The sequence below is a fragment of the Actinoallomurus liliacearum genome (assembly GCF_039542035.1).
Lineage (GTDB): Bacteria > Actinomycetota > Actinomycetes > Streptosporangiales > Streptosporangiaceae > Actinoallomurus > Actinoallomurus liliacearum.
In genome coordinates, this window is sequence record NZ_BAABHJ010000002.1 from 398187 (window position 1) to 410606 (window position 12420).

Annotated in this window: 13 protein-coding genes; 7 read left to right on the plus strand and 6 right to left on the minus strand. The window is 71.6% G+C overall.

What is annotated here, in order from left to right; all coding sequences use genetic code 11:
- Nucleotides 1-143: 143 nt before the first annotated feature.
- Both ABD978_RS04420 and ABD978_RS04425 read right to left on the minus strand, forming a co-directional pair.
- The gene (locus tag ABD978_RS04420) at nt 144-1088 is read right to left on the minus strand and encodes a DUF523 and DUF1722 domain-containing protein (protein ID WP_345348667.1); all 945 of its coding nucleotides are present in this window, start codon (nt 1086-1088) and stop codon (nt 144-146) included.
- A 107-nt stretch (nt 1089-1195) separates the two neighbouring features.
- Complete coding sequence (locus tag ABD978_RS04425; protein WP_345348670.1) at nt 1196-2299, minus strand: YncE family protein; 1104 nt, start codon at nt 2297-2299, stop codon at nt 1196-1198.
- A 542-nt stretch (nt 2300-2841) separates the two neighbouring features.
- Between ABD978_RS04425 and ABD978_RS04430 the strand changes: the two genes are divergently transcribed.
- From ABD978_RS04430 to ABD978_RS04455, 6 genes are all read left to right on the plus strand, one after another.
- Nucleotides 2842-3771: an ABC transporter ATP-binding protein gene (locus ABD978_RS04430; protein ID WP_345348673.1), complete on the plus strand. Its 930-nt coding sequence runs from the start codon at nt 2842-2844 to the stop codon at nt 3769-3771.
- A complete protein-coding gene (locus ABD978_RS04435) occupies nt 3768-4586 on the plus strand; it encodes an ABC transporter permease (protein WP_345348676.1) in 819 nt (272 codons plus the stop codon). Before ABD978_RS04430 ends, ABD978_RS04435 begins: the two co-directional genes overlap by 4 nt.
- Before the next feature lie 6 nt (nt 4587-4592).
- Nucleotides 4593-5816, plus strand: a complete 1224-nt coding sequence (locus ABD978_RS04440) for a sensor histidine kinase (RefSeq protein WP_345348679.1) — start codon at nt 4593-4595, stop codon at nt 5814-5816.
- Nucleotides 5813-6472, plus strand: a complete 660-nt coding sequence (locus ABD978_RS04445; RefSeq protein ID WP_345348682.1) for a response regulator — start codon at nt 5813-5815, stop codon at nt 6470-6472. The genes ABD978_RS04440 and ABD978_RS04445 overlap by 4 nt, the downstream gene beginning before the upstream one ends.
- Nucleotides 6473-6518: 46 nt before the next feature.
- The gene (locus ABD978_RS04450) at nt 6519-7328 is read left to right on the plus strand and encodes a COG4705 family protein (RefSeq protein WP_345348685.1); all 810 of its coding nucleotides are present in this window, start codon (nt 6519-6521) and stop codon (nt 7326-7328) included.
- Nucleotides 7329-7436: 108 nt separating this feature from the next.
- Complete coding sequence (locus tag ABD978_RS04455) at nt 7437-7604, plus strand: hypothetical protein (RefSeq protein ID WP_345348688.1); 168 nt, start codon at nt 7437-7439, stop codon at nt 7602-7604.
- Nucleotides 7605-7769: 165 nt separating this feature from the next.
- On the opposite strand, the gene ABD978_RS04460 is transcribed toward ABD978_RS04455, so the two are convergent.
- Both ABD978_RS04460 and ABD978_RS04465 read right to left on the minus strand, forming a co-directional pair.
- Nucleotides 7770-8789: a M48 family metalloprotease gene (locus ABD978_RS04460; protein ID WP_345348691.1), complete on the minus strand. Its 1020-nt coding sequence runs from the start codon at nt 8787-8789 to the stop codon at nt 7770-7772.
- Nucleotide 8790: 1 nt separating this feature from the next.
- A complete protein-coding gene (locus ABD978_RS04465; RefSeq protein WP_345349560.1) occupies nt 8791-9171 on the minus strand; it encodes a BlaI/MecI/CopY family transcriptional regulator in 381 nt (126 codons plus the stop codon).
- Between the two features lie 189 nt (nt 9172-9360).
- Between ABD978_RS04465 and ABD978_RS04470 the strand changes: the two genes are divergently transcribed.
- Entirely contained in the window at nt 9361-10530 is a 1170-nt protein-coding gene (locus ABD978_RS04470) for a glycosyltransferase family 4 protein (protein ID WP_345348694.1), read from the plus strand.
- Nucleotides 10531-10598: 68 nt separating this feature from the next.
- Here ABD978_RS04470 and ABD978_RS04475 read toward each other — a convergent pair whose 3' ends face one another.
- Nucleotides 10599-11399 carry a M14 family zinc carboxypeptidase gene (locus tag ABD978_RS04475; protein ID WP_345348697.1) on the minus strand — a complete coding sequence of 267 codons (801 nt, stop codon included), beginning with the start codon at nt 11397-11399 and terminating at the stop codon, nt 10599-10601.
- 113 nt (nt 11400-11512) lie between these two features.
- The gene (locus ABD978_RS04480; RefSeq protein WP_345348700.1) at nt 11513-12400 is read right to left on the minus strand and encodes an alkaline phosphatase family protein; all 888 of its coding nucleotides are present in this window, start codon (nt 12398-12400) and stop codon (nt 11513-11515) included.
- Nucleotides 12401-12420 lie beyond the last annotated feature (20 nt).

A 12420-nucleotide genomic window follows, 5' to 3' on the forward strand; every position in this document is an offset into this window, starting at 1 on the left:
TGCACCGCTATGAGCGGTGACGCCGTCAGTTATAGACATATAACCATTATGCCCGCTAACTAACTCGGCCGCGAGCGTGGCAAGCGGCGGAGGCTCCGGGAGGCGGTCACGTCCTCCCGGAGCTCGGCCGCTCCAGGCGGCGATCAGAGGTGATGACGCAGGCGAAGGGCGGCCGGGAAGGGCGCCAGGTAGGTCTGGTCCGCGGCCCAGGCGAGGCCGTCCCCGCGGGCGTGATGGCTCAGCAGGGCGACGGGCACGCTGAGCGGCGCGCCGCCGAGGCGGTACTCCTCGATGCTCGCGACGATGTCCTGTCGCCGTGTGGCGTCGAGTACCTCGCTGATCTGGCCGAACACGTGCTGGAGCGCGTTCGCGTTGCGCCCCCGCGTGGCCTTGCGGGCCAGCGCGGTGTCGAACAGCTCACGGTAGGCGGTCTCGATCTCCGCGCGCGGCCGGTCGCCGACCCGCGCGACGACCCGCCCGATCAGCCGGTACCCGGCGGGGTCGTGCGCGAGGATCTGCACCTTGTGGCGGGTGTGGAAGGCCACCAGGTCACGCGGGCGCCAGTCGCCGTCGAACAGCGCGCGCAGCCGGGCGCGGGCGAACACCCGCTCGACGAACGCCTCTCGGAGCCCGGCGTCGTTCAACCGGCCCTCGTCCTCCACCGGCAGCAGCGGGTCCGCGTCGATCAGCCGCGCCGCGTACACGCCCCGGCCACGTCGATCGGCGGGCCGCCCGTCCGCGGCGTACCGCGGGATGCCCCGGACGCCGCAACTCGGCGACTTGGCCTTGAACACCTGACCGTCGAGGCCCGAGGCCAACGGCAGGGCGGCCATCGCGGCGGTGTGGTCGGCGGCCAGGCTCCGGCTGACCAGCCGATCGTCGGCCGTCAGCCGCAGCGTCTCCCGCGGCGTGCCGAGACCGATCTCCATCTCCGGGCAGAACGGCACCCAGTCGACGTAAGGGGCGAGCTCGTCGGTGAGGAAGCGGCAGCGGCTGTGCCCGCCGTTGAACCGGACCGGGTCGCCGAGCAGACAGCTCGACACCCCGATCCGCGGCCGGCCGACCGCGTCGCTCTCCGGAGCCGCCATACGCCCCACTGTATTCCGGGCCCACGACGACCCGGCACCCACCGGGACCTGGGACCACCGCCCGTGGCGACGGTGGCCGGAGCGCTCCGAACGGCCGGCGGGACCGGTCACCGCAGGACGCCGGTGTGACCGAGGGAGTAGCGGCCGGGCTGGGGGTAGACGCAGAGACCGTGTGGACCCTTGCCGACCGGGAGTCTGTGGAGCAGCCGCCCGTCGGTGGTCGAGATGGCGTAGACCACGCCGTCGTAGCGGCCGGACAGCCACAGGATCCTTCCGTCGGCCGAGACGCCGCCCATGTCCGGCGAACCGCCTCCGGGCAGCCGCCACGTACGGGCGACGCGCCGGTCGGCGAAGGACAGCAGCGAGATCGACCCTTCACCCCGGTTGGAGACGTACAGGTACTTCGAGGCACGGTCGGGGTAGAGCCCGTGCGCGCCCCGGCCGGTGCGGACGAACCCGATCTTCCGGAAGGTCGCGGCGTCGATCACCCAGACGCCGTCGGCCATCATGTCGGCGACGTAGAAGACGCTGCCGTCCGGGGCCAGCTTGACGTCCTGGGGCATCGAACCGCGACCGAGTCGCAGCGTGCCGATCACCTTCTGCCGACGGGTGTCGACCTTGAGGAGGTCGCCGGAGAACTCGCACGCGGTGAGGAAGAAGTCACCGGCGGCGGAGAAGTCCGCGTGGTTCGGGCCCCGGCACGGCACGTTCACCCGGTGCACCGGCCGCATCGTACGGGCGTCCAGGAAGTCGATCCGCTGCAGCCGCTCCGCCATGACGATCGCGAACCTGCCGTCCGGGGTGAAGTACAGGTTGTACGGGTCCTGGACCGGTACCGGCCGACCGGGCCGGCCGGTGCGCGGATCGATCGGCACCAGGTCGCCCGAGTCGTTGTCGTTGACCCACAGCGTCTTCAGGTCCCAGGACGGCACCACGTGCTGCGGCGTCCGCCCGACCCGGAACCGTCCGACCCTCTTGAAGGTCCGCTGGTCGAAGACGATGACGTCATCGCTCCGGCTGTCGGGCACGTACACGCGCGCGGGGAACCCGCGCACGACCGGACTGAGCATGCCGGGCCGATCGTGGGCATAGACGTCGGGCCGGGTCCCGCGGGGCGCGGCCACCGGTGGTGGCGGCGCCTGGGGAGGACGCTGCCGGACCGCGTCCGACGCACACCCGGCCGCCAGCGCCGCGACGGCCGTCACGAGCACACGTCTCATCATCTGGGCGGCTCAGCCGCCTGGTCACCGGGCATGGCGGGAGCCTATGAACGCGAACGCAAAGCGTTTCCCGGCTCTGTCCCCCGTGTCCCACCGGTACGGCAAAAACGCTCTCCGGCGTCCCGGCCGGGCGTCGGCCGGATTCAGGCGACCGGAACACGGACAGCGGCCGACCGGCGCCGCACGGCCAGGACCAGGCCGGCTCCCCCGCCGCCAGCGCCAGTCCGCACACCCCGACCACCAGGGACCCGATGAGCCAGTAACGGTCCACCACCTTCATCTCGAACATCAACTACTATTGCGATAGTACGATCTCGATAGTGATTGGATCGTAAGCAACCAGCCGATCCACGTGATCGACCGGAAACGAGGGCAATGCAGCACTTCGCGGCCGTCCATCCCGGGATGTAGCCGTACATCGGGCGGGGGACCTTCATGACCTGCCGGATTCCTCCGCAGGGGCGACGATCCGGCCAAGCGCGGGCCCTACCGTTTCTCCTCGAAACGCCGCCGACTCTTCCGAAGGAACGATGATGATCGAGGCCAAGGGCCTGACCAAGCGCTACGGCGAGAAGACCGCGGTGAACGACCTGTCGTTCACCGTCCGACCGGGGGTGGTCACCGGATTCCTGGGGCCCAACGGCGCGGGCAAGTCCACGACGATGCGCATGATCCTCGGCCTGGACCGGCCGACCTCGGGTTCGGTGACCGTGAACGGCCGTTCGTACGCCAAGCACGCGGCGCCGCTGCACGAGGTCGGCGCGCTGCTGGAGGCGAAGGCCATCCACACCGGCCGGACCGCCTACAACCATCTGCTCGCGCTGGCCGCGACCACCGGCATCCCGCGCCGCCGGGTCGACGAGGTCATCGACCTGGTCGGACTGCGGGAGGTCGCCCGCAAACGCGCCGGTGGCTTCTCCCTCGGCATGGGCCAGCGCCTCGGCATCGCGTCGGCGCTGCTGGGAGATCCGAAGACGCTGATCCTCGACGAGCCGGTCAACGGGCTGGACCCCGAGGGAATCCTGTGGATCCGTAACCTGCTCAAGCACCTGGCCGCCGAAGGGCGGGCGGTATTCGTCTCCTCCCACCTCATGAGCGAGATGGCGCTGACCGCCGAGCACCTGATCGTCATCGGCCGTGGCCGGCTCATCGCCGACACCTCCGTCGCCGAATTCATCGAGCGCGCCTCGACGGGTCGCGTCAAAGTCCGCTCCCCCCAGGCGGCGCGGCTGCGCGCTCTGCTGGCGGGCCCGGACGTCACGGTGTCGAACACCGAGGAGGGCACCCTGCTCGTCAGCGGGCTGACCAGCGACCAGATCGGGCAGATCGCCTCGGACGACGGCGTCACGCTGTTCGAACTGGCTCCGCAGCAGGCCTCGCTGGAAGAGGCGTTCATGGAGCTGACCGGCGACTCCGTCGAGTACCGGGCGCCCACCCGCAGCACAGAGAGGTCTGCGGCATGACGACCGCCACCACCGCGACCGTTCAGCCTGGCAAGGTCACCCAGGTCCGGGTGCTGAACTCCGAGTGGATCAAGCTCAGGACCCTGCGCTCCACCTTCTGGTCGCTGTTCGCCGCGATCGCCGCGACCATCGGCCTCGGTCTGCTCTTCAGCTGGGGCTTCGCCAGCCGCGTCGGCGACCACGCCCGTCCCCTCCACGACGCCGCGACCATGGCGGTGACCGTGCCGCTGCGCCCGTACGTGATCGCTCAGCTCGCGGTCGGCGTGCTCGGCGTCATGGTGATCACCGGTGAGTACTCCACCGGGATGATCCGCGCCACGCTGTCCGCCGTCCCCGGCAGGATTCCCGTGCTGTGGGCCAAAGCCGCAGTGTTCAGCGTGGTCGTCCTGGTCCTGATGGAGATCGTGTCCTTCGTGACCTTCCTCGGCGGCCAGGCGATCCTCTCCTCCCAGCACGTCCAGGCCACGCTGTCCTCGCCGCAGGCGCTGCGGATCGTCACCGGGGTCGGGCTCTACCTCACGGTCGTCGGACTCCTCGGCACCGCGCTCGGCACCATCATCCGCAGCACCGCCGGAGCCATCGCCGCGCTGTTCGGCATCCTGTTGGTCCTGCCGGTCCTGGGCGAGGTCCTCAACCTCACGTCCTGGGGTAAGCACATCACGCCGTACCTGCCGAGCAACGCCGGCGGCGACCTGCTCACCAACGCGCCCGACCCCGGATCGCTCGGCCCGTGGACGGGCTTCGGCGTCTTCGTCCTCTACACCGTCATCGCAATGGCGGTCGCCGCGTACCTGCTCAAGCGCAGGGACGCCTGACCCTCGATGACCGACGCACCCGAGGTCGGCCCCGGCGCGCTCGTGGCGCGCTGGGGCCCTCGCGTCCGTGCGCTCACCGGTGGGCATCCCACCGTGGTCGACGGCGTGTTCGCCCTCGCGCTGCTCCTGATCGGGACGCCTCATCTGATCAAGGACCCGCCAGGGCACGTGCTGCTCGGCTGGGTCCTGCAGGTCGCGTTGCTCATCCCGCTCGCCTGGCGGCGGTGCGCACCGTTCACCGCCTTCGCCGTGGTCGCGGCGCTCGCGTTCGTTCAGTGGCTCGGCGGGGTGCTCCTGCCGACCGGAGACCTCGCCGTGCTGATCGCGTTGTACTCGGTGGCGGCCCACTCGACGCTGCGCCGGCTGCTCGTGGCCGCGGGCGTCGTGGAACTCGGCGTCGCGATGGCCACCGACCAGTGGGTTCCGCGGGTTCACCTGTGGAAGGCGTTCGTCCTGCTGTCCGGGATGACCACCGCCGCCGCCGTGATCGGGCTGAACATGCGCACGCGCCGCGCCTACCTGGCGTCGCTGGAGGATCGCGCCGCCCGCCTTGAGAAGGAACGCGACCAGCAGGCCCAGATCGCCGCCGCCGAAGAACGCGCCCGGATCGCCCGCGACGTCCACGACATCGTCACCCACAGCCTCTCGGTCATGGTCGCCCTCACGGACGGCGCCGCCTACACCCTGCCGACCGCGCCGGAGCGGGCCGCCGACGCCGTGTCCAAGGCGTCGGAGATCGGGCGCCAGGCCATCGCGGAGATGCAGCGCGTCCTCGAGGTGCTCCGCCAGGACGAGCCCGCCGCTCGGCTGAGACGTCCGCAGCCCGGGCTGAGTCAGCTCGACGCGTTGCTCACCGAGGTACGCACCGCGGGGCTGCCGGTGGAGTTCGTGGTGGCCGGGCGGCCGCCCGCCATGGCCTCCGGAGCCGAACTCACCATCTACCGCCTCGTCCAGGAGGCGCTCACCAACGTCCGGAAGCACACCCCTCCCGGCACCACGGCACGGGTCCGGATCGAGTATGCCCCGGAGCAGGTGGACGTCGATGTCACCGATGACGGGCGGCCGGTCGCCGCCGTTCCGGCCGGCCGGCGGCGCGCCGGACACGGCATCGCCGGGATGCGCGAACGCGTCGCGGTCTACGGCGGCCGGCTCACGGCCGGCCCGCTGCCCGATGGCGGCTGGCGGGTGCACGCCCGCTTCGAACCGTCCCAGCTGGAGGTCACCCGGTGATCAACGTCCTGCTCGTCGACGACCAGCCCCTGCTGCGCATGGGGTTCCGGCTGGTACTGGAGACGCAACCCGACATCACCGTCGTCGGCGAGGCCGGCGACGGCGCCGAGGCCCTCGCGGAGGTGGCCTCGGTCGCCCCCGACGTCGTGCTGATGGACGTACGGATGCCGGGCATGGACGGTCTGGAGGCCACCGAGCGGATCGCCCGTGACCACGCGGCCTCACGGGTCCTCATCCTCACGACGTTCGACCTGGACGAGTACGCCTTCGCCGCGCTTCACGCGGGCGCCGCCGGTTTCCTGCTCAAGAACGTCCAGCCCGCGGAGCTGATCGCGGGCATCCGCACGGTCGCCGCGGGCGACGGCGTCGTCGCGCCCCGCCTCACCCGGCTGCTCATCGAGACGTTCACCCGCCAGAACCCCGCGCGGCCGGGCCCGGCCGACGACCCGCGTCTCGCCCGGCTCACCGACCGGGAACGCGAGGTGCTGATCGAGATGGCCAGGGGCCTGTCCAACGCCGAGATCGCGGTGTCGCTCGGGCTGTCCGAGGCGACCGTGAAGACGCACGTCAGCCGCATTCTTCCCAAGCTGGGCCTCCGCGACCGCGTCCAGGCCGTCGTACTCGCCTACCAGACCGGACTGCTGCGGCCCACCTGACCACCCCACCGGATGAGAACACGAGAGGACAAGGTCGACGAGTCACATGGCGACGAGTCAACTGCGAAACAACCCCCGCGCCGTCAGCCGGCGGCCGATGAGCAAGGTCCCGGAGGTGACGGCCTACTTCTGGATCGTCAAGGTCCTGACCACCGGGATGGGCGAGACGACCTCCGACTACCTGGCCCATCGCCTCGATCCGATCGTCGCGGTGGCCGTGGCGGGCATCGTCCTCGCGGCCTCGCTGGCGCTGCAGTTCTACGTCCGGCGCTATGTCGCCTGGATCTACTGGACGGCCATCGTCCTGGTGAGCGTGTTCGGCACGATGGCCGCCGATGTGCTGCACGTCGCCCTCGGCGTCCCGTACGTCATCTCCACCGCGTTCTTCGTCGTCGCCCTCGCCACGGTCTTCGCGATCTGGTACGCGAGCGAGCGGACGCTGTCGATCCACAGCATCGTGACGGCGCGGCGTGAGCTGTTCTACTGGGCCACGGTCATGACCACGTTCGCGCTCGGCACCGCCACGGGCGACCTGACCGCGGTCACGCTCCATCTCGGCTACCTCGCCTCGGGCGTGATGTTCGCCGTCCTGATCGGCGTTCCGGCCCTGGCCTACGGACTGCTCAGGATGAACGCGATCGCCGCCTTCTGGGTCGCCTACGTCCTCACCCGGCCGCTCGGCGCGTCGTTCGCCGACTGGCTGGGCGTATCGCGCGGCCGAGGCGGCCTCGCCCTGGGCACCGGTCCGGTCAGCCTCGTCCTGGCGTTGATCATCTTCGGGTTCGTCGGCTACCTGACCGTGACCCGCAGGGACACCACCGCCGGCCGCCGAGGAGCACACGCGTCCGGCCGCTGATCGACCGGAGGCTGGGACTCTCACACCGTGCCGGCCGGGCCGGCACGGCCGGTTCCCATCGACGCCATCTTCTACTATCGTTGTAGTAGTCTCCCGGATAGGCTCAGCATGCTCGTCTCCCTGCTTCTCGGCAGCGTCGGTCTGGCGCTCCTCTGGTACCTGCAACTCGCCCCGATGTTCGTCGCCCGGCGGGAGCGGGACCACGGGCCTGCGACCGGCCGCGACCTGCCGTCCGAAATCCCGCGTCCCGGCGGCCGAGGCACGCCTCCCGGCTGAGCGCCGGCGCACTGCCGAGTCCCGGAGCGCCACCGGGACTCTCGAGGTCACGCCGACGTAGCGGTCACCGACCACGAACCGGGTCCCGTGCCGGCGGTCCTCCCCGACGTGTCCCGGACGGAAACGCCCCGCCTGGTCCGCCTCGGGACGCCGATGAGCCGGCGGTCAGCGCGACTCGTCGATGCGGTGGTCGAGGACGGTGAGGAGGTGGCGCGCCTCGTGCCGGGTGGCGGTGGCGATACCGAGCCGTTCGGCGTGGTAGCCGTCACGGGCCTGGTCGAACAGATGGGCGGTGTCGTGTCCGGCCACGCCGACGCCGACCAAGCATGCGGTGAGGATGGCGGCCGGCACGGCGGCGATGATCGGACGGCGTGCCGGGGTTCCGGCGAGCAGGGCGCGGACGCGGCCTGGCACGTCGTTGCGGCCGAAGCACAACACGGCGCTTCGAGGTGATGGCCGGCCGTCGTGGCGGGCGGCGAGAGCGGCACGGGCGAGGGCGCGGGCGGCCAGGGGGCGGTCGCCGACGGTTGCGGCGGCGTCTTCGTCCGCCCAGCGTTCGGTGAGGTGGTGGATCGCGGCGGGGAGCGTGGCCAGCAGGGGGTCGGCCGCGGCGACGAGGGCGGCCAGGGTCCGGTGGCGGTAGTGCCGGTGATGCAGGTGGGCGGTCTCGTGGGCGAGCAGGACCCGGCGCTCGGCGGCGCCCAGGATGCGCAGCATGCCGGTCGACACCACGATGCGGCCGTGGTCTTTGCGGCCGCCGGGAACGGCGAACGCCTCGATCGCGGGCTGGTCCAGGACGACGAGGCGGCCGGTGTTCGGGGCGAGCCGGGCGCAGGCGCGCCGGGCGCGGTGAAGGGCGGCGGCGCGGCGTGCGGTGGTCCAGGCGACCGCGGCCGCCGGCATCGCCAGGGCGAGCATCGCGAGCTTCGCGATGGCGGGCATGACCGGGTCGGCGTGGTGCAATCGCTCGCCGGACCAGGCGCCGACCGCGGCGACCAGGGGAAGCCGCCCGATGAGCGTGGCGGCCAACAGCGCGAGTGACAGCGATGACGTCAGGGCGCATACGAGGCCGGCGGTCAGCAGCAGGCGGGTGCCGGTCGCCGGCGGCATCCGGGCCGCCAGCCGCGGCCCGCAGGCGGCCAGCAGCACCGAGGCCGCGAACGGCGCGTAGACGACGAAGTGCATGTCAGGCGCCGCCTTCCGCCTGGAGCAGCCGCTGGAGGAGCGCTTCGTCTTCCGGCGGCAGCGATGAGACGAAGCGGGCCAGCGTCCCGGCGCGGTCACGGCGGCGGTCCAGCAGCTCGGTCATCGCACGGGCGGTGTGGTCGGCCTCATCCATCGTCGGGGCGTAGGAGTACCCGCCTCGCGCGGTCGGCTCGCGGGTGACCAGGTTCTTGCGGTGCAGGCGGGTGAGGGTCGACATGACGGTGGTGTAGGCCAGCCGGTCGCCGAGCTCCAGCTGCACCTCGGCGGGCGTCATCGGCCGCCCGAGCGCCCACAGCACCGCGAGCACTTCGTCTTCCAGCATGCCCGGGGGCCGGCGGGGGGCGGCGCCATCGCCGTTCATTCGGTTCACGGGTGTGCTCCTTCTTCCGGCCACAGTCTACGTATCAAGTAGTACTATCGCGGTAATACTATTTGAATAGTACCTATTTCTGCTGGTCACGAGTTGCCCACCGATCCGGCATTAACCCCCGACATCCCGGCGCGGGCAGGGCCTGGCCGGGATGACGTCCACCCCCTGGAGATGCCGCGCATGAAGATCACGTTCCTTCTCGGGTCCGCCTATGGCATGGGCGGCACGATCCGCGCCACGCTCACCCTGGCCGGCCACCTCGCGGCGCGGCACGAGATCGAGATCATCACCTTGCACCGGCGGCGGACCGATCCGTTCTTTCCGATCGATGAGCGCATCGGCGTCCGCACGCTGATGGACGTTCGCAAGGGAGCACGTCCCGGTCGCCTCGACGCCCGGTTGGGCCGGCACAACAGCCGGCTGGTGCCCCGCAGCGAGAGGATCTGGCCGGAGGTCACGTTGCGCGGTGACTACCGGATGTGGCGGGCGTTGCGCGGGCTGGAGACCGATGTGCTGGTCACGACCCGCCCGGCGTTCAATCTGCTGGCCGCCAGGTTCGCCCCGCGCGACGTCGTCGTGGTCGGTCAGGAACACCTTCACCTGGACGCGCACCGCCCGGGCCTGAAGGAGCACATGCGCCGCTGGTACCCACGCCTGGACGCCCTGGTGACCCTCACCGAGGCCGACCGGCGCGCCTACACCGGCTTCCTCGCCGACGCGCCCACCCGCCTGCAGGTCATCCCGAACGCCCTGTCCGCGGGCGCCAAGCCGATCTCCGGCCTGGACGCCCCCGTGATCGCCGCGGCCGGCCGCATGGCCAAGGTCAAACACTACGAACGGCTCATCGCCGCCTTCGCCAAAGTCACCGCCACCCATCCCGACTGGACCCTGCGCCTGTACGGGACCGGCCCCGAACTCGACCGGCTGCGTACCGTCGCCGCCCACCACGACCTGGGCGACAAGGTCGCGTTCATGGGCCGCACCAGCGACATCCACGCCGCGTTCGCCCAGGCCTCCGTCGTCGCGCTGTCCTCGTCCTTCGAAGGCTTCGGCATGACCATCATCGAAGCCTTCGCCTGCGGTGTCCCGGTCGTCAGCTTCGACTGCCCCCAGGGCCCCCGTGAAATCATCACCCACGGCCGGAACGGGCTCCTCGTACCACCCGGCGACACCGACGCCCTGGCCGACGCGCTCGGCCGGCTCATCGACGACCCCGGCGAACGCCGCGCCATGGGCGCGGCCGCCCACCAGGCCGCCGCCCGCTACGACCTCGCCACCACCGCCTGGCAATGGGAGACCCTCCTCACCGACCTCCTCGCCGCCCGCGCGAAAGGACGCGTGCGTCGATAGGTCGTACGGTCGGATCGCGGCCGGGACGGTCGTACGAAGGTCGCGGGTCCACGGTCACGGATCCACGGTCACGTGCCGGTGACCGTCCGGACGGCGGCGACGTACCGGCGGACCGCCGGTGCGGGGGCCTCGCCGGCCGGCAGCTCCACCACGAAGGCGCTGTCGGGCACCACGGTGTTCTCCCATCCGGTGGCGCTGCCGGGGTAGTCGGTCAGCGGCCGGGCGGGCAGCCCCACCTGGCGGGCGAAGCGCCGCGCGACGGCCTGCGGCCCCTCCGAGGTGTCGACGACGGCCATGTGCTGGTGGAACCAGATCCCCACGGTGGGCCTGACCCTGCGGATCAACGCGGCGGCGGCCTGGGACTCCGGCTCCGACAACGGCCCGGCGCCCGCGAAGAACTCCGAACCCGCCGGCCCCAGAGACCGCCATCGGGCGGGGAAGTTCCGGTTGAGGTCGACTCCGTGGGCGTTGCCGCGCGTACGGGCCGCGACCCCGTCCGGATCGAGAACCGGGATCAACCACAGGTCGGCATGGGCCGGGGCGGGACCCTCGATGAGGGCACGGGCGACCGCGATCCCCGCCGGTTCGTCGCCGTGCACGCAGCCGACCACGAGCACCTTGCGCGGGGCCGCCGGGTCGCCCGACTCGACCGCGACGAGCGGGCGGCCGCGTACGGACCTGCCCAGGGTGAGGGTGCGGTGGACCGTCCCAGGCGAGGACGCTCCGCCGGGGGCGGGGTGACGCGTCGTCGCGGTGTCGCCGGGGCTCGCGCAGGCGCACGGCGGGAGCAGCGACACCAGGGCGAACGCAATCAGCCGCGCCGTGCCGCCGCGGCCCCACCGGGGCCGGGCCGGTCCTCGCTTCGTCACGGTCGCCTCACCCCCTGGCGCACGCCGGCCGCCGGAGAGACCCGGAGGAACGCGCCGCTCGGCCGCGGACTTCCCCTACCCGGAAACCTACCGGGAGGCCTCCGGCTCCGGGGTCAGCTCGGGCCGGCCGTCCAGACGTCGGTGATGGGGCTGCGCGCGGCGCTCGCCCCGGCGTGGGAGAGCCCGTAGGCGTCCTCGATCGTCCGGAGCACGCTGTAGTGGTCGATCTTCTCCGGGTACCTCCCGGGCTTGACCCGCGCTCCGGCGAAGATCGTGGCGATCTTGTTGCCGGGCGATCCGTCGTTCTCGTCGAAGGTGACTATGAGCACACTGTCGTGGGTGCTCGCCCACCGGACATAGCCGTCGAGATTGCTCCTGAGCCAGGAGTCTCCGGTCTTGACCGGGCAGTTGTGCATGTCGTCGCACATGTCCGGGATGACGAACGACACCGTGGGCAGCGCCGAGTAGTCGGACGGGAAGTCGGCGAAGGACCGGCCGACGGCGTCCGGCAGGTCCGGGAAGTCCGCCCAGGGGACGTGCTTGCGGGCGTAGCGGCCGCTGACGCAGGCGGTCCGGTCGAAGACCGGCGAGGCCTCGGCGAACCCCGCGAAGGTCAGCCCCGCCGCGGACAGCTCCGAGGCGAGGTTCGGAGCCGAGTAGGTGTGGGGGCAGGAGTCGTCGGTCAGCCCTTGCGTCGACCCGGAGAACAGCGCCAGGTAGTTCGGCTCGCTCGGGTGCCGTACCGCGTAGGAGTTCGTGAACAGCGCGCCGGACCCGGCCAGCGAGCTGATGTACGGCGCGTCGGGGGCGCCGATCACCTGCCGGTCGGACTTGTTCTCCAGCACCACGACGACGACGTGCGCCGGCCGCGGCACCTCGCGGACCGCCGGGTGCTGGCCGCCGGCGTGGGTCACCCCGTCGTTCCCGCAGCCGGCCGCCGACCACGTCGTGAGGATCGTCGCCGTGAGGAGCAGTGCGCGGCGGAAACGCCGGTCCTTCACAGCGGACCTCCGATGCGAGA

What these genes read in the sequence shown, in the direction of transcription:
- ABD978_RS04430 (WP_345348673.1), top strand. Translation starts at nt 2,842, where the DNA reads ATGATCGAGGCCAAGGGCCTGACCAAGCGCTACGGCGAGAAGACCGCG.
- ABD978_RS04455 (WP_345348688.1), top strand. Translation starts at nt 7,437, where the DNA reads ATGCTCGTCTCCCTGCTTCTCGGCAGCGTCGGTCTGGCGCTCCTCTGG.
- ABD978_RS04450 (WP_345348685.1), top strand. Translation starts at nt 6,519, where the DNA reads ATGGCGACGAGTCAACTGCGAAACAACCCCCGCGCCGTCAGCCGGCGG.
- ABD978_RS04440 (WP_345348679.1), top strand. Translation starts at nt 4,593, where the DNA reads ATGACCGACGCACCCGAGGTCGGCCCCGGCGCGCTCGTGGCGCGCTGG.
- ABD978_RS04470 (WP_345348694.1), top strand. Translation starts at nt 9,361, where the DNA reads ATGAAGATCACGTTCCTTCTCGGGTCCGCCTATGGCATGGGCGGCACG.
- ABD978_RS04435 (WP_345348676.1), top strand. Translation starts at nt 3,768, where the DNA reads ATGACGACCGCCACCACCGCGACCGTTCAGCCTGGCAAGGTCACCCAG.
- ABD978_RS04465 (WP_345349560.1), bottom strand. Translation starts at nt 9,171, where the DNA reads ATGAACGGCGATGGCGCCGCCCCCCGCCGGCCCCCGGGCATGCTGGAA.
- ABD978_RS04420 (WP_345348667.1), bottom strand. Translation starts at nt 1,088, where the DNA reads ATGGCGGCTCCGGAGAGCGACGCGGTCGGCCGGCCGCGGATCGGGGTG.
- ABD978_RS04460 (WP_345348691.1), bottom strand. Translation starts at nt 8,789, where the DNA reads ATGCACTTCGTCGTCTACGCGCCGTTCGCGGCCTCGGTGCTGCTGGCC.